Here is a 17,568-nt window from a genome sequence, read left to right as displayed (position 1 = left end):
ATAAAAAAGAGGAAGCTTTTTTAGCTTCCTCTTTTTTGTTTTTATAGGATGTTTTGTTGTTTAATTTTTAACAACAATAAACTCAGACCTTCTGTTTTTTTGGTGTTCTTCTTCAGAACATTTGCTGCTAGAGTCACAGTTGTTTGTAAGCTCAGACTCACCAAACCCTTTACCAGAAACACGTTCAGGAGCAATACCATTGTCTAGTAAATATTTTACTGTTTCTTTGGCTCTTCTGTTAGATAGTGCTAAGTTGTACTTAGTAGTAGCTCTGGCATCAGTATGTGAACGGACTTCAATAACCACCTCTGGATATTCTTTAAGGTATGCAAAGACTTGTTGCATAGTAATTTGCCCATCAATTCTAATAAACGATTTATCAAGGTCAAAATAAATAGGATCTAATTTTAAATACTTAGTTAAATCTGTACCAATAGGCGCAGCCTTTTTAATAGGATTTAATTTTACAATAACAGGTTTTATTTCTTTATTGCGTTCTATAGCAAAACTAGTAGCGCCTTGCTCAAACTCTATTTTTTCTCCTAGTAGAGTATAGGTGTCTTCCCAACAAATATCATCTAATTTAAAGTTTCCTTTTGCATCAGATTTTGTTTCAAAAACTAGATTGTTCTCACTGTTTTTAATTTGTATTGTAGCATCAGCAATAGTTGCACCAGTTTTAAGGTTTACAGCAGTTCCTGTAATAGTATTGTAACAGTTAAGGTTAAGTTCTTTTGTTTGTGTAAAGCCATAAATATCATCATATCCTTTACCACCATCCCGGTTAGAAGCAAAAAAACCTTTTTGTGTATCTTCATCAAAAATTAAAGAGAAATCGTCTTGTTTGCTGTTAACGGGTTTTCCAATGTTTAGGATGTATGATTCGTTAAAGTTATCAGTAATTTGTGTTGCAAAAATATCAAGACCACCTAACCCAGGGTGTCCATCAGATGCAAAATACAATATATTATTTTTAGAAACATAAGGAAACGTTTCTCTAGATTCAGTATTAATTTTATTTCCAAGATTTTTAGGAGCACTAAAGGTTCCATTGGCAATAATATCTACCACATAAAGGTCTGACATACCACGAGTTCCAGGCATATCAGAAGCAAAGTAGAGTTTGGTTTCATCTGGAGATAGGGCAGGGTGTGCCACAGAATAGTTATCACCATTAAAAGGTAATTCTGTAATTTTTTTCCACTGTTCATTTACCTTAGTAGCTCTGTATAGTTTAAGTCTACTAACGCCGTCTTTATCACGGGCAAACCTGCCATTGTCAGAGTTATTTCTTGTAAAATACATAGTATTTCCATCTTTGGTAAAAACGGCAGAAGACTCGTGAGTTTTTTTATTTAGCTTACGGTCTAATTTATCGGCATTAATAGGGTTGCCTTCTTCATTAATTTGCGCAGCATAAAGGTTTAAAAACGGTTGATTGTTCCATTCATGAATAGACCTACGCACCACACCAGTATCTCTTGCCGAGGAAAAAACTAATTTATCATTATAATAAGCAGGAGAGAATTCAGAAACACTAGAGTTCATTTCTAAATTTTTAATGTTGTACCTACCGGAGTTTTTTTCAATTACGTTAAGATAATCTGTGTTTTTTTCAAATAATGAAGCTCTAGAATCGTATTGTTTTAAGTCATCAAACTTACGCATCCAAGCGTCCGATTTGTTGTATTGACCAATAGACTTTAAAGACAAAGCATATTTGTAAATTTCTTCAGGATCAACGTTAGCACCTTCTAAATTAACTAGTTTTTCATACCATTTAGCAGCATTTTCATACCTAGCATTAAGGTAATTAGAGTTCGCTAGTTTTCTGTAAATTGTTTCAGAAGTATATCCTAGGTCAATAAGTCTTTCATAAACATCAATAGCCTCTGCGTATTGGTAGCTTTCAAACTTATCATCGGCCCTTTTCTCTTTTTTAGTTTGTGCATTTGTAAAAGCACAACAAAACAAAAAGGCAAGTGTTATGTATTTAAATTTCATTTGTTTTGTTTTTTTAGAAGAATCTAGGGGTAATTACTTTTTTATATCTTGATCTTAGCTCGTACCTTAAAAATACTTCAAAAGAGCCATCGTTAAAAGATGTGTTTCCAAGGTCTGTGGTTTCTTTATCATAGGCTAAACCAAGCATTAATTGGTCACTAAGTTGAAATCCCACCAGCGCACTAAGAGCCGCATCCCAACGGTAAGCCGCTCCAAAGCTAAATTTATCTTTAAGTAAAAAAGTAGCGGATAAATCTGCTTGTAATGGCGCTCCTTTAACCGCTTTAATAAGTGCCGCAGGTTTAAGTTTTAAGTCTCTATTAAGTTCAAAAACATATCCTGTAATTAAATACAAGTTCATACGCTCTACGGCAACAAAAGAACTGTTTTGTCCTTCTGAATTATCAAAATGTTCGGTTTCTAAAAAGTTAGGTACCGATATACCCGCATAGAATTTATCAGTATGGTAATAGATACCAGCTCCAAAATTAGGGGAGAATTTTTTCTCGATATCATCATATCCAGCAGGGGTAGACTCTTGCCTGTAATTAGCAAGTTTAGAAAAGTCAAGATTTAAGAAATGCCCACCAGCTTTAAGTCCAAACGATAGTTTACCTTGATCCCCAGTAGGAACTGTATATGAGAAAGCAGCATCTATGTACGTATCTTGATTGGTACCGTTACCAATTTCATCATGAACTACAGAAAGTCCAAGTCCCACTCTTCTAGAGACAGGAGAGTTAAGGTTAAGAGTTTGAGTAGTAGGCGCACCATCAAGTCCTACCCATTGCGATCTATGCAGTGCAGCAATACTAAACACACCTCTAGATCCAGCGTATGCAGGGTTAATAGCAATGGTGTTATACATATATTGGGTGTATTGAGCATCTTGTTGAGCAGAAGAGTTCTGCACAGCAAGAAAAATAAGAACAATACTAACAAATAATTTTTTCATAATTTATGATTTATGCGTTTAATGGTTGTGTTTAAAGTTACCTATTTAGATATAAATATCCAGCTTTAGATTTGTTTAGTCCGTTATTATTGTAATTAATAATGTAGTAGTAAACACCAGCAGGAAGTTCTTCATTTTTATTAATTACGACTCTCCCGTTAGATATACCTCTAAAAACGTTAGAACCACGATCATATCCATTAGTTTCAAAAACAATAACACCCCATCTGTTGTAGATTTGTACAGTATTGTTAGGGAACTGCTCAATATTAATAATTCTAAAGTAACCATCATCTACACCAGGCCCCACAAGGTCGTTGTAAATAGAGATATCACAAGCCGAACCTTCAGGAGGAGTACCACCAATATTATCACAAGGATCAAGTGGGTTTGTTTCATCATCTACTTCTTTACCATCTAAAATTAAATCACCATCTGAATCTGGGTTAAAAGGATCAGTACCTAAAGCCGCTTCTTCCGCGTTAGTTAATCCGTCCATATCACAATCACTAGAGTCTAGAGGAGTACCACCGTTAGAGTCACAGTCATCAAGCGGGTTGGTATTATCAGTAACTTCTTGTCCGTCTATAATAGAATCCCCATCAGTATCAGGGTTATTAGGATCTGTACCTAAAGCCGCTTCTTCATTATCAGATAATCCATCATTATCAGAATCAATAGAAAGTAAAACTGTACCAGTACCAATATTTCCAGCTGAATCTGTAGCTATTATTTCTATGGTGTCTTCATCTTCTAATATTGGAAATGTACCATTATCTGGTATTGCTGTAGCCGTATCAATGCTCCAATTTCCTGTAGAATCTGTTGTTACCGAATATGAAACATCAATTACACCATCACCATCTGTATCTAAATCAATTAATAGAAGTTCATTAGAATTTCCTTGACCTGTTAATAAAGGAGAAGTTGTATTAGCTGTAAAGCTATCTACTATAGGATCAGTAGAATCAATAGTAGCCGAATCAGCAGCGCTATTAGGGCCAACGTTCCCAGCAACATCTGTAATATTAGCAGTAACATTAATAGAGTTACCATCACCAGGATTAGCAATTATAACATTAATAGTACCATTAGTAATATCTGTAGCATTAAGAACAATGTCTTGAGAGTTTCCATTACCATCAGTAATAGTTACAGTATCACCTGCCACGGCATCAGCCGTAAGAGTAATAGTAGCATCAATATCACCCACTAATTCATTTTGAGAAATTAAACCGTCATTGTTAGTGTCTTCAGTAATAGTTACTGTAGGTGCAGTAGGAGGAGTTGTATCAATAGTAGCCGAATCAGCAGTGCTATTAGGGCCAACGTTCCCAGCAACATCTGTAATATTAGCAGTTACATTAATAGAGTTACCATCACCAGGATTAGTAATTACAACATTAATAGTACCACTAGTAATATCTGTAGCATTAAGAACAATGTCTTGAGAGTTTCCATTACCATCAGTAATAGTTACAGTATCACCTGCCACAGCATCAGCCGGAAGAGTAATAGTAGCATCAATATCACCCACTAATTCATCTTGAGAAATTAAACCGTCATTATTAGTATCTTCAGTAATAGCTACCGTAGGAGTTGTAGGGTCTGTAGTATCAATAGTTAATTCTAAAGTAGTAGCATCATTAGTGCTATTCCCAGCCGCATCAGTACTAGTAACCTGTACTTCATTAGTACCATTAACATTAGGGCTAAAAGTTCCGCTATCTGGAGTAGCTGTTTGAGTATCAATAGTCCAGTCACCAGAAGCGTTAGCAGTAGTAGTGTATGTAGCACCACCCACAACAACAGTAATAGTAGAGTTAGGTTCAGCCGTACCTGTAAGAACAGGTGTAGTATCATTAGTAACTTGACTATCAACCGTAGGAGTTGTAGGATCTGTAGTATCAATAGTTAATTCTAAAGTAGTAGCATCATTAGTGCTATTCCCAGCCGCATCAGTACTAGTAACCTGTACTTCATTAGTACCATTAACATTAGGGCTAAAAGTTCCGCTATCTGGAGTAGCTGTTTGAGTATCAATAGTCCAGTCACCAGAAGCGTTAGCAGTAGTAGTGTATGTAGCACCACCCACAACAACAGTAATAGTAGAGTTAGGTTCAGCCGTACCTGTAAGAACAGGTGTAGTATCATTAGTAACTTGACTATCAACCGTAGGAGTTGTAGGATCTGTAGTATCAATAGTTAATTCTAAAGCAGTAGCATCATTAGTGCTATTCCCAGCCGCATCAGTACTAGTAACCTGTACTTCATTAGTACCATTAACATTAGGGCTAAAAGTTCCACTATCTGGAGTAGCTGTTTGAGTATCAATAGTCCAGTCACCAGAAGCGTTAGCAGTAGTAGTATATGTAGCACCACCCACAACAACAGTAATAGTAGAGTTAGGTTCAGCCGTACCTGTAAGAACAGGTGTAGTATCATTAGTAACTAGACTATCAACCGTAGGAGTTGTAGGGTCTGTAGTATCAATAGTTAATTCTAAAGTAGTAGCATCATTAGTGCTATTCCCAGCCGCATCAGTACTAGTAACCTGTACTTCATTAGTACCATTAACATTAGGGCTAAAAGTTCCACTATCTGGAGTAGCTGTTTGAGTATCAATAGTCCAGTCACCAGAAGCGTTAGCAGTAGTAGTGTATGTAGCACCACCCACAACAACAGTAATAGTAGAGTTAGGTTCAGCCGTACCTGTAAGAACAGGTGTAGTATCATTAGTAACTAGACTATCAACCGTAGGAGTTGTAGGGTCTGTAGTATCAATAGTTAATTCTAAAGTAGTAGCATCATTAGTGCTATTCCCAGCCGCATCAGTACTAGTAACCTGTACTTCATTAGTACCATTAACATTAGGGCTAAAAGTTCCACTATCTGGAGTAGCTGTTTGAGTATCAATAGTCCAGTCACCAGAAACGTTAGCAGTAGTAGTGTATGTAGCACCACCCACAACAACAGTAATAGTAGAGTTAGGTTCAGCCGTACCTGTAAGAACAGGTGTAGTATCATTAGTAACTTGACTATCAACCGTAGGAGTTGTAGGGTCTGTAGTATCAATAGTTAATTCTAAAGCAGTAGCATCATTAGTGCTATTCCCAGCCGCATCAGTACTAGTAACCTGTACTTCATTAGTACCATTAACATTAGGGCTAAAAGTTCCACTATCTGGAGTAGCTGTTTGAGTATCAATAGTCCAGTCACCAGAAGCGTTAGCAGTAGTAGTATATGTAGCACCACCCACAACAACAGTAATAGTAGAGTTAGGTTCAGCCGTACCTGTAAGAACAGGTGTAGTATCATTAGTAACTAGACTATCAACCGTAGGAGTTGTAGGGTCTGTAGTATCAATAGTTAATTCTAAAGTAGTAGCATCATTAGTGCTATTCCCAGCCGCATCAGTACTAGTAACCTGTACTTCATTAGTACCATTAACATTAGGGCTAAAAGTTCCACTATCTGGAGTAGCTGTTTGAGTATCAATAGTCCAGTCACCAGAAGCGTTAGCAGTAGTAGTGTATGTAGCACCACCCACAACAACAGTAATAGTAGAGTTAGGTTCAGCCGTACCTGTAAGAACAGGTGTAGTATCATTAGTAACTAGACTATCAACCGTAGGAGTTGTAGGGTCTGTAGTATCAATAGTTAATTCTAAAGTAGTAGCATCATTAGTGCTATTCCCAGCCGCATCAGTACTAGTAACCTGTACTTCATTAGTACCATTAACATTAGGGCTAAAAGTTCCGCTATCTGGAGTAGCTGTTTGAGTATCAATAGTCCAGTCACCAGAAGCGTTAGCAGTAGTAGTGTATGTAGCACCACCCACAACAACAGTAATAGTAGAGTTAGGTTCAGCCGTACCTGTAAGAACAGGTGTAGTATCATTAGTAACTTGACTATCAACCGTAGGAGTTGTAGGATCTGTAGTATCAATAGTTAATTCTAAAGTAGTAGCATCATTAGTGCTATTCCCAGCCGCATCAGTACTAGTAACCTGTACTTCATTAGTACCATTAACATTAGGGCTAAAAGTTCCGCTATCTGGAGTAGCTGTTTGAGTATCAATAGTCCAGTCACCAGAAGCGTTAGCAGTAGTAGTGTATGTAGCACCACCCACAACAACAGTAATAGTAGAGTTAGGTTCAGCCGTACCTGTAAGAACAGGTGTAGTATCATTAGTAACTTGACTATCAACCGTAGGAGTTGTAGGATCTGTAGTATCAATAGTTAATTCTAAAGCAGTAGCATCATTAGTGCTATTCCCAGCCGCATCAGTACTAGTAACCTGTACTTCATTAGTACCATTAACATTAGGGCTAAAAGTTCCACTATCTGGAGTAGCTGTTTGAGTATCAATAGTCCAGTCACCAGAAGCGTTAGCAGTAGTAGTATATGTAGCACCACCCACAACAACAGTAATAGTAGAGTTAGGTTCAGCCGTACCTGTAAGAACAGGTGTAGTATCATTAGTAACTTGACTATCAACCGTAGGAGTTGTAGGGTCTGTAGTATCAATAGTTAATTCTAAAGCAGTAGCATCATTAGTGCTATTCCCAGCCGCATCAGTACTAGTAACCTGTACTTCATTAGTACCATTAACATTAGGGCTAAAAGTTCCACTATCTGGAGTAGCTGTTTGAGTATCAATAGTCCAGTCACCAGAAGCGTTAGCAGTAGTAGTATATGTAGCACCACCCACAACAACAGTAATAGTAGAGTTAGGTTCAGCCGTACCTGTAAGAACAGGTGTAGTATCATTAGTAACTAGACTATCAACCGTAGGAGTTGTAGGGTCTGTAGTATCAATAGTTAATTCTAAAGTAGTAGCATCATTAGTGCTATTCCCAGCCGCATCAGTACTAGTAACCTGTACTTCATTAGTACCATTAACATTAGGGCTAAAAGTTCCGCTATCTGGAGTAGCTGTTTGAGTATCAATAGTCCAGTCACCAGAAGCGTTAGCAGTAGTAGTGTATGTAGCACCACCCACAACAACAGTAATAGTAGAGTTAGGTTCAGCCGTACCTGTAAGAACAGGTGTAGTATCATTAGTAACTAGACTATCAACCGTAGGAGTTGTAGGGTCTGTAGTATCAATAGTTAATTCTAAAGTAGTAGCATCATTAGTGCTATTCCCAGCCGCATCAGTACTAGTAACCTGTACTTCATTAGTACCATTAACATTAGGGCTAAAAGTTCCACTATCTGGAGTAGCTGTTTGAGTATCAATAGTCCAGTCACCAGAAACGTTAGCAGTAGTAGTGTATGTAGCACCACCCACAACAACAGTAATAGTAGAGTTAGGTTCAGCCGTACCTGTAAGAACAGGTGTAGTATCATTAGTAACTTGACTATCAACCGTAGGAGTTGTAGGGTCTGTAGTATCAATAGTTAATTCTAAAGCAGTAGCATCATTAGTGCTATTCCCAGCCGCATCAGTACTAGTAACCTGTACTTCATTAGTACCATTAACATTAGGGCTAAAAGTTCCACTATCTGGAGTAGCTGTTTGAGTATCAATAGTCCAGTCACCAGAAGCGTTAGCAGTAGTAGTATATGTAGCACCACCCACAACAACAGTAATAGTAGAGTTAGGTTCAGCCGTACCTGTAAGAACAGGTGTAGTATCATTAGTAACTAGACTATCAACCGTAGGAGTTGTAGGAGGAGTTGTATCATTATTATATGGATCTGTTCCATTAGTAATTTCTGTTCCATTATCTATTCCATCACCATCACAATCAGCATTATCCCAATTACTGTCTGTATTTGCACTTACTTGATTAACGCTAAATATACAAGGGTCTAAAGGGTTAGAATCTGTAGTGTCAGGATCACCATCACCATCATCATCTAAATTTTCAATTGTAATAGTTTCACTCAAATCATCAGTAGAAGCGTTAGAGTCAATTTGGTCTTGGGTATTATCTACTGTATTTGTTACATCTATACTTGTCGTAGGAGCAACAACATCATCTGCAGTTGCAATTATAGTTAAATTTTGTTTTTCTCCTTTAACCATAGTACCTATAGTCCAATTAGGAGAAGACCAAGTGCCTTTACTAGGAGATACACTAAAAAGGGTTAGGCCCGTAGGTAATATATCTTCAATTACTAAATTTGTTACATCATCAACTCCAAGGCTTTCAACTGTAATAGTAAAAGTTATATTTTCTCCTTCAGAAATTGTGCTCTTATCAGCAGTTTTTTCAACAAGTATATCTGGCTGACAATAAAACACTTGAATTACATTTGAATTATAATCACATCCACTTTTAGAAACATTTACATAATGCTCTCCTATTTGTGTTGGTGTATAGTTACTTGTTACGGCACCAGGTATAGCAACGCCATCTCTATACCATTGATAAGAATCAAAAGTTTCGGTAAGTGAAATTGTACTTCCTAAACAACCAGAACCTGTAATTGTATAGTCTACAACTGGTACAGTATCGAATCCTGAGAAATAACCTCCAATACCTAATGAACCACTTAATCCAATAACACCAACAGCTATTGAACCAGATGACTGTACAGATACATTACCAGTTAGGTTAGGTATATAAAAACTTTTCCAAGCTAAACCATTTGCCATTTGGGCTGCAGGTAAAGTTACAGTGCCGCTACCATCTGTTACAATAATGTTAGCGTCTGGTGTACTATTTGAAGCTAGTATAGTTAAACCTGCATTAGATAAATTAATTCCAACTAAATCTTCAATATTTCCTATATTATTTAAATTATCTGGAAGTAAACAGTTTACAGGAGCAATAAAATTCATTCCTGTTGTTGCTGCAGAAGAATTACCAGCTAAACACTGGTAAGCATATACATTTTTAGATGTTGTTACTGTCATATTACTACCAGGAGAACTACCAGTATAATTTGCTCCAGGGATAATAAAATATTCGCCATTGTTTATAGTTGCAATAGGAGTTGAAGAACCATTAATGAAAATATCAGTTCCATTAGCAGTACCTATTATAACAGGAAATTCTAATGCGTTACTACCATTACCTCTAATAAAAACATATTCTCTGCCTATTATATCAATAGGTACTGGCTGGTCTATACCAGCATCCTGAAGGTCTGAGCCAGCAACAACTCCAACTAAAATATTTCCGTTACTAATAGCTATATCTTTATCAGCTGTTATGTCAGCTCCAACCCATCCATACCTATTTGCATCTCCATTATTACCAACAGACTCTAATACGTATGTTTCTCCTTTATCTAATGTAATAGTTATAATATCATCAGTTAAGCCAACCGCATTAGTTCCTTGTCTAAAAACACAATTGGGGTCATAATCTGATACGACTACAGTTGTATTATCTTCTGTAGCCATTATGCCTAATGTTGCATTGTATATATTTCTGTCGTGTAAAAAAGGAATACCACCCCATTTAAAATGTGTACCTAGAGCAGCTCTACCCTTAGAAGTTAAAGAAGCACCTTGTGCACCATTTCTACCTCTGTAGTTTACATAAAATTTTTCTCCAGAAGCAGATTCAAATCGAAGTCCAGCAGTAGAGAGTATGACTCCTACATCAGCATCTGGTAACATTGTTATACCATTATCATTATTAGCTAATGTATAAGTATATGGCAGTGCATTGGATACAGATACTGTACTTATAGGTGTTACAGATGTTCCAATATATATATTTACATCAAAAGCAGTTGTTTCTGGTGTAGATAGATATATTGCTTGATTGCTCATATGATTACCTGTTTGAGTTAGAGGAGGTAAATAGTGCAAATCACTTAACTGAGCAAAACTTGTGGTAATGAATAATAGACAGAAAAAGTTTATTATGATTTTTTTTTTGACATTAAACTTTGAAAAAATCATTGAATGGAAATTTTTCATTTAAAAGGGGTTAATGGTTACGTTTAATTTTAAAAAGTGCTTCGTTTTTTATTGATAGGAAAAAAACTAAGTGTAATGTTTTTATAAATGAGAAAACACTTCTTTTAACCTGTTTTATTCAAATATACCTATGAATAAATGGTTAAATAATTATATGTTGTCTAACACGAAGAAAGTGTAGATGAATGGTAGAAAAGTGTATGTGAAGGAAAACATAAAAAATGTATGTTTATGTTTTTATGAACAATATAAAGTGTTGTATTTGCTGGCAAATAGGTAATTGTGAGGCGCTATAATCCTAGTTCTTTTCCTTTTTTTAGCATAAAATTATAAGCAGCATCATACTCGTTAGGAATAGTGCCGTCTAATATGGCTTCTTTAATAGCTTCTTTAAGTATACCAATCTCTTTAGAGGGCTGTAAATTGAAGGTTTTCATAATTTCTTCACCTGTAACTGGTGGCTGAAAATTACGAATTTGATCTCTTTCTTCTACCTCTACAATTTTTTGTCTTACTAATTTAAAGTTGTTACGGTATTTACGTTGCTTTTTAGTGTTTTTTGTGGTGATATCTGCCTCACATAAAGTCATAAGGTCTTCTATATTTTCACCGGCATCAAAAATTAAACGTCTAACTGCGGAATCAGTTACAAAATCTTCAGAAAGCACTATTGGTCTAGAGCTCATTAACACCATTTTTTGTACATACTTCATTTTATCATTTAATGGCATACGTAATCGCTTAAACAATTTGTAAACCATTTTAGAACCAACAAATTCATGACCTCTAAATGTCCACCCCTTTTTTTTATGAAACTTTTTTGTTGGTGCTTTACCAATATCATGTAGTAACGCAGCCCAACGCAACCATAAATTATCTGTATTTTTAGAGATATTATCTACTACCTCTAAAGTGTGCCAAAAATTGTCTTTATGTTTATGACCTTCAATTTCCTCTATACCTTGCAGAGCACTCAACTCTGGTAAAATAAATGGTAATAATTGTGATTTATGAAGCAGTGCAAAGCCTATAGATGGTTTTGAGCTAGACATAATTTTATTTAACTCATCAACAATACGTTCTTTAGATATAATTTTAATTCTGTCTTTATTTTCTGCTATAGATGCAAATGATTTTTCTTCAATGTTAAACTGTAGTTGAGTTGCAAAACGTATTGCTCTCATCATACGTAATGGATCATCAGAATAGGTTATACCAGGCTCTAAGGGAGTTTTAATTGTTTTATTGGTTAAATCGTTTATTCCATTAAAAGGATCTAGCAAATTACCATATGTATCTTTATTTAAAGAAATTGCCATTGCGTTAATGGTAAAATCTCTTCTATTTTGGTCGTCCTCAAGGGTGCCATTTTCAACTATAGGTTTTCTACTATCTTCATGGTAACTTTCTTTACGCGCACCTACAAATTCTAATTCTAAGTCTTTATACTTTAGCATAGCAGTACCAAAGTTTTTAAACACAGATACTTTTGGATTATTAGGTAGTTTAGATGCAACCTTTTGGGCTAAATCTATACCACTACCAACAGCAACAACGTCTATATCTTTAGGGGTTCCTCTTTTTAAAAGAAAATCACGTACAAAGCCACCAATAACGTAGGATGCTACATTAAGTTCTGCAGCCGCTTCTGCTATTACTAAAAAAATTGGGTCTTTTATTGCGTCTTTGTAGTTTTCTTGCGTCATTCCTATTTCCGAATCACCTTTACCGTACCATCATTACTTAATTTAATTATTGATGAAGGGGTGACTTTTTGTATGTTACGCTGCAAATTTACGGCATAGTCTACACCTTTTAAAATATCAGAACTTATTTCTTTAAAACTTTTAGCTGTTGGTTCACCAGAAAGGTTAGCAGAAGTAGAAACAATAGGTTTTTTAAACTTACTTATTAAATATTGACAAAATTGGTCTGTTGCTACTCTAATTGCTAAGCTATTGTCTTTAGCGATAAGATTTTGAGCTATATTTTTTGGATTATCATATACAATTGTTGTTGGTTTGTCTGTAATATCTATTATGTCAAAAGCAACTTCGGGAACTTTCTCTACGTGTTTTTCTAGCATAAAATCATTAGCTACCAAACAAATCATAGTTTTTGTATTGACTCTTTTTTTTAGCTTGTAAATTTTATTTACTGCATCTTCATTAGTGGCATCGCAGCCAATACCCCAAACAGTGTCTGTAGGATATAAAATAACGCCACCGTTTTGTAAAACAGTTATGCAATTGTTTACTTCCTCAATTAAACTTTGATCGGGTTTATTCTTGTGTGCCATTGTGTAATTCTCGTAGTTTTATATATCTTTTTTTAGTAGCATAAGCATAAAGATAACTTATTATAACTCCTTTTTTACCGTCTAAAATACCAAATTTAACTATGTAATGTTCTAAAAATTTACCTATTGGTTTTATGTAAAGATGAAAAACAGTTGCTTTTTTGTTTTTAGCAAAATCTTCTTGAGCTTTTAACTCTTCATACTTAATTCTTTTCTGTTTGTATACGTTATAATCATAATAAGCATAATGAATTAATTTATTTTTAAGTACGGAAGATTTTCCTTCAACTTCTAACGTTTCATGCACAATTCTTTTAGTAGAAAATTTTACTTTTTCTTTATTAAAAAGGCGGTAATTTTTATCATTTTGCCAACCACAAAAGCGTAATATTTTATTATGAAACATAAATGTTCTGTAAACAAAAAAAGCAGAAGTATTTATGTTTTTATTATTTATAGTTTTTAAAATTTCGTGTTGTAAATCATCAGGGATCCTTTCATCAGCATCAATAAATAAAACCCATTTATTTTGAGCTAGACTAAGAGCATAGGCTTTTTGGTCAGAATAGTTTTTGAATGCTCTTTGAATTAAAGAAACTTTTGGATGTTTTTTTATAGCTTCAACTGTTCCGTCTGTACTATACGAGTCTACAATTATAATTTCATCAGCAAATTTTAAATTCTCAATAACAGCGTCTATATTTCTAATTTCGTTGTATGTAATTAATAACGCACTTAATTTTTCGGACTTGAGATCATTAAAGGTATTTTTTAGTGGTTTTCCAAAAATAGAATTAATTTTGAGAGCTCTATCTATAGGAAGCTTACGCTTGGCAGGCACACCGTTGTTATGAACAAATTTTTTAGCAGCATTTAACATACGCTCTGCAGATTTGCCATCTGAGTATGGGTGGTATTCATCTTGAATATATTTTCTTTGACTAGAAAATGGGTCGTTTTCAAGATTAGAGATTATTTTTTCTTTTAGGTTATTATAACTTGTAGAATTATCCCAAAATATTGTTTTGTTAATGTTTTTATAGGTTATAACTGGTTTATTTAGTAATAAAAATTCGTAAATTACAGAAGAAGTATCGCTGACCATTAAGTCAGATAACAGTAAATATTTTATAATATTATTGTCTTCTATAAAAATAACGTTTGTATTTTCTTTTGAAATAATCTTGTATATGTTTATTAAGTCTTTACTCATTAAATCATGAAATTTAATAAGTATTAAATAATTAGTATTTTTAGCTATCGATTTAATTTCATTTACCAAAAATGGGGCAGAAGTAAGACTAGGTGAAAAAGTAGGTGCATAAAGAATTATTTTTTTAGCATTGTAGCTTTTTAGTAATTTGCTTTTTTCCGTATCATATTTATTTTTTTCAGAATAGTAGATATCTAATTTAGGCCACCCAGTTTCTACAACGTCAAAATTTTTATATTTACGCTGAAATTCTAGAAATTTTTTTGTGAAATAGGGTCCTTGAGTTAAGTACAAATCAAAATAATGTCTTATTTTGAAATGACCTTTTTTTTCTCCTGCTAAGCCATGAAATATTTGCACTTTAACTCCTTGTATGTAATAAGGGACTTCATTTCCTGGAGAAAATATAATATCGCTTTGGTAAAGTTGTAGGTCTACTATTCTGGTAGTGTAATTATCTGTTTTGTAAGGGAATTTTTGGGTAAGTTTAGAGTCAATGTACCATAAAAAATCATCTCCTTTTTCAATCAATAAATTTTTAATTGGATTTAGGATTCCAAAGGCATATGCATTTTGACAAAATAAAATTACTTTCATTTATAAAATAAATTGTTGGCATTCACTAAATCTTCTTTAAAATCTACCTCCATACAGTTATGCTTAGAGATATCAACAGCAGATAATGCTACCTTGTCTTTTTCTATGGCTAATTCAAGGCCTTTTTCAAAGTAATCATTATCATCACATTCTTCCAATCTCTTAATAAATGATTGGATATCTTTTTTTGCTATGTAATTTATGCCTACGGCTTCACCAAGACCATTTTTTACAGACTTAGAAAGCTTAAAGATAAAATTATCTTTTAATGTATATTTTATTTCTTCGTCTGCAACGCTATTAGTATTAACAGCAACAAAAGAATTGTCGGTTTTTATTATAGGTAATAAAGTATTTAAAAGAGTTTCATCAAAAACAACATCACCATTTAACCATAGCACAGATTGATTTACATTTTTTACTAATGCTCTTAATAAGCTTTTAGATGTGTTAGTACAGTCAAAAAAAGGATTGTATATGTAGTTTAATTCTGGGAAGCGTTCCATAATTAAATCTTTTTTAAAACCAACAACCACACTTATATCATTAGGATTGAATATTTTAGACAGATTTTCAATCTGCATTTGCATGATGCTTTTACCATTTTTTAGTTTAGTAAGTGGCTTAGGAAAAGGGTTTCCCAATCTAGATCCTATACCAGCAGCAAGTATTACTATTTTCATTTTAAGTTCTTTAATAATTTAGGGTATCAATGATTTGTTTAAGTTATAGATGCTTAAAACTTAAATAAGTTAGCAACATAAAATATTTTATTTAGATTGATAAATTTTTTTTGCTTTTTTTCAGAAATAACTTACCCTTTTTGTTTTTTTAAAATTGAATCTAAGTCAAAATGGTCAGACAGTGCTTGCCACTGCGTCTCATTTTTCTTCTTTTTAACATTTTCTTCTTTAAGAGATACTTTTTGACTTCCCATAATAGGTACAGGTAGTTTAGGCTTAACACTAGATTCTTTAGTTAATGTATTATTTAATAAAGACATTCCTTTAAACCATAAGTCATCTGCCTTAGGTGTTAATTTTAAAAATAAGTTTTTATTAAATATTGTATTGGGCATAGAGTTAGGAGGGTATAATACTCCCCAAGATCCTATAGGTAAGTAAGGGTTATGTAAATTAGTTTCTTCTCGAGTCCTCCATTTAATAAATGGCAAGTAGCTGCCATTTTTATTCATTTTTATTTGTGTTGCTCTATGAGCGATAATACAATTTTTATGTTTTAAGTGCTCTTGGTACAACAATTCTAACCAATTTTTTTGGTACATTTGATCATCATCACAGGTTACAATTATCGAAGATAAATTTTCCTCTAAAGTATGTATAAGTTTTCTGTGAGAGCAGGTTAAATTAGAGAATTTAATTTGAAATATTTTAGACTCTAATTTAACAAGTTTTTTTGGTAAATTATTTTTTAATGAATCATTTAACCATAAAATTATTTTTTCTGGTAACACCGTCTGATTTAAAATACTTTTTATAACCAAATCTAAATTATTTAACCTAGTTGGTATAGAAGTTAAAGAGACTATTACAGGGATGCTATCTTTATGTTGTATTAATTTTTTTTGTGATTTTAATCTATACTTGCAAGTATGGTATATAGAATGGGGTAACTCTTTAAATACTTTCATTTATATTTTTGTTAAGTAAGATTATTAGAATAATTTATATTAAACTGATGGTAGTTTAAAGTAATCACCTACAATTTTATTGTATCCATCAGGATAAAATTCTTTTCGAGCATCTGTAGGGTAAAAGGTCATTTCTCCAAAAACAGATGAACCATTTACAGAGTAAAAATCAACTCTAACAAAAGGAAATCCTTTAGATAATTTTTTTGACAAAGCAATAAGTTCATTAAAATTAGTGGGCTTATTAATTTTATTTGGGTCTTTTTTCTTCCAACCAAATGGCATTTTCTCCCAATTTAAACTATAAAAATATTTTCCTAAAGTATCAGACTGAGCAATTAAAAATTTTGGTTCACCGTCAAAACAATAAAACTTATAATCTATTAAATCATTAGTTATTTTATCTTGCATAAACTGTTCAATAATTAGCCTTGGTTTTACATTTTTATAGGCCCATTCTAATCCTCCTCTATAGTATTGGTTTTTGTTTAACCATTTATACATTTTTAAGTTAGCTTTGGTTTTATTGACTTTAGATTTGTCTGTTACCACCAAATTAAAATTACATCCGTGAACACCTTTAATAACAAATTTTTCTGGTAATTTCTGCCAGTCAATTTCTTTTGGAGAATTATAAACTCCTATACAATCATTTAAGTATTGTTTGCCTATCTTTTCTTCTACAAATTCTCTTACAGCGTATTTGTCTACTAACTTTGGTAATAGAGGATTTCTGTAAAATACTTTATACCATGATAATTTTTGATTAAATTCTATTGGATTGTTATAATCTAATTTTTTGCCCGTATAATACTCATAGTAATGCTTAACATAAAATTTTTGAGGCAAAAATTTAAATGTTTTAATGAGTTTTACCCAAAATTTTCTTAATATCATTTTTCTATTTAGTATTGTTTTTCAAAAGTAAAGATTATTAAAATAATCCTTAGTACTTTTGTTA

The 17,568-nt window shown here is 33.5% G+C and carries 9 protein-coding genes; all 9 read right to left on the bottom strand.

Annotation, left to right across the window (positions count from 1 at the left end):
* Nucleotides 1–60: 60 nt before the first annotated feature.
* The 9 genes from PBN93_RS00410 to PBN93_RS00370 all read right to left on the bottom strand — a co-directional run bounded on the left by PBN93_RS00410 (nucleotide 61) and on the right by PBN93_RS00370 (nucleotide 17,504).
* Entirely contained in the window at nucleotides 61–2,004 is a 1,944-nt protein-coding gene (locus PBN93_RS00410; RefSeq protein ID WP_271081169.1) for an OmpA family protein, read from the bottom strand.
* 13 nt (nucleotides 2,005–2,017) lie between these two features.
* Entirely contained in the window at nucleotides 2,018–2,959 is a 942-nt protein-coding gene (locus tag PBN93_RS00405; protein ID WP_077403228.1) for a PorP/SprF family type IX secretion system membrane protein, read from the bottom strand.
* 37 nt (nucleotides 2,960–2,996) lie between these two features.
* Nucleotides 2,997–10,697, bottom strand: a complete 7,701-nt coding sequence (locus PBN93_RS00400) for an Ig-like domain-containing protein (RefSeq protein ID WP_271081168.1) — start codon at nucleotides 10,695–10,697, stop codon at nucleotides 2,997–2,999.
* Between the two features lie 440 nt (nucleotides 10,698–11,137).
* Nucleotides 11,138–12,553 carry a CCA tRNA nucleotidyltransferase gene (locus PBN93_RS00395; protein ID WP_271081167.1) on the bottom strand — a complete coding sequence of 472 codons (1,416 nt, stop codon included), beginning with the start codon at nucleotides 12,551–12,553 and terminating at the stop codon, nucleotides 11,138–11,140.
* A 2-nt stretch (nucleotides 12,554–12,555) separates the two neighbouring features.
* Nucleotides 12,556–13,146 (bottom strand): L-threonylcarbamoyladenylate synthase, encoded by a 591-nt coding sequence (locus PBN93_RS00390; RefSeq protein WP_271081166.1) that lies wholly within the window; start codon nucleotides 13,144–13,146, stop codon nucleotides 12,556–12,558.
* The gene (locus PBN93_RS00385) at nucleotides 13,130–14,956 is read right to left on the bottom strand and encodes a CDP-glycerol glycerophosphotransferase family protein (protein WP_271081165.1); all 1,827 of its coding nucleotides are present in this window, start codon (nucleotides 14,954–14,956) and stop codon (nucleotides 13,130–13,132) included. The genes PBN93_RS00390 and PBN93_RS00385 overlap by 17 nt, the downstream gene beginning before the upstream one ends.
* Entirely contained in the window at nucleotides 14,953–15,639 is a 687-nt protein-coding gene (locus PBN93_RS00380; RefSeq protein WP_077402471.1) for a phosphocholine cytidylyltransferase family protein, read from the bottom strand. The genes PBN93_RS00385 and PBN93_RS00380 overlap by 4 nt, the downstream gene beginning before the upstream one ends.
* Nucleotides 15,640–15,770: 131 nt before the next feature.
* A complete protein-coding gene (locus tag PBN93_RS00375) occupies nucleotides 15,771–16,607 on the bottom strand; it encodes a glycosyltransferase family A protein (RefSeq protein WP_271081164.1) in 837 nt (278 codons plus the stop codon).
* Nucleotides 16,608–16,646: 39 nt separating this feature from the next.
* Nucleotides 16,647–17,504 carry an ATP-grasp fold amidoligase family protein gene (locus PBN93_RS00370; RefSeq protein ID WP_077402477.1) on the bottom strand — a complete coding sequence of 286 codons (858 nt, stop codon included), beginning with the start codon at nucleotides 17,502–17,504 and terminating at the stop codon, nucleotides 16,647–16,649.
* Between the last annotated feature and the right edge of the window lie 64 nt (nucleotides 17,505–17,568).

It is taken from the genome of Cellulophaga omnivescoria (assembly GCF_027915275.1).
GTDB classification, from domain to species: Bacteria; Bacteroidota; Bacteroidia; order Flavobacteriales; family Flavobacteriaceae; genus Cellulophaga; species Cellulophaga omnivescoria.
The sequence above is the reverse complement of the archived record's forward strand: the minus strand, read 5'-3'. Positions and strand labels throughout refer to the sequence as shown.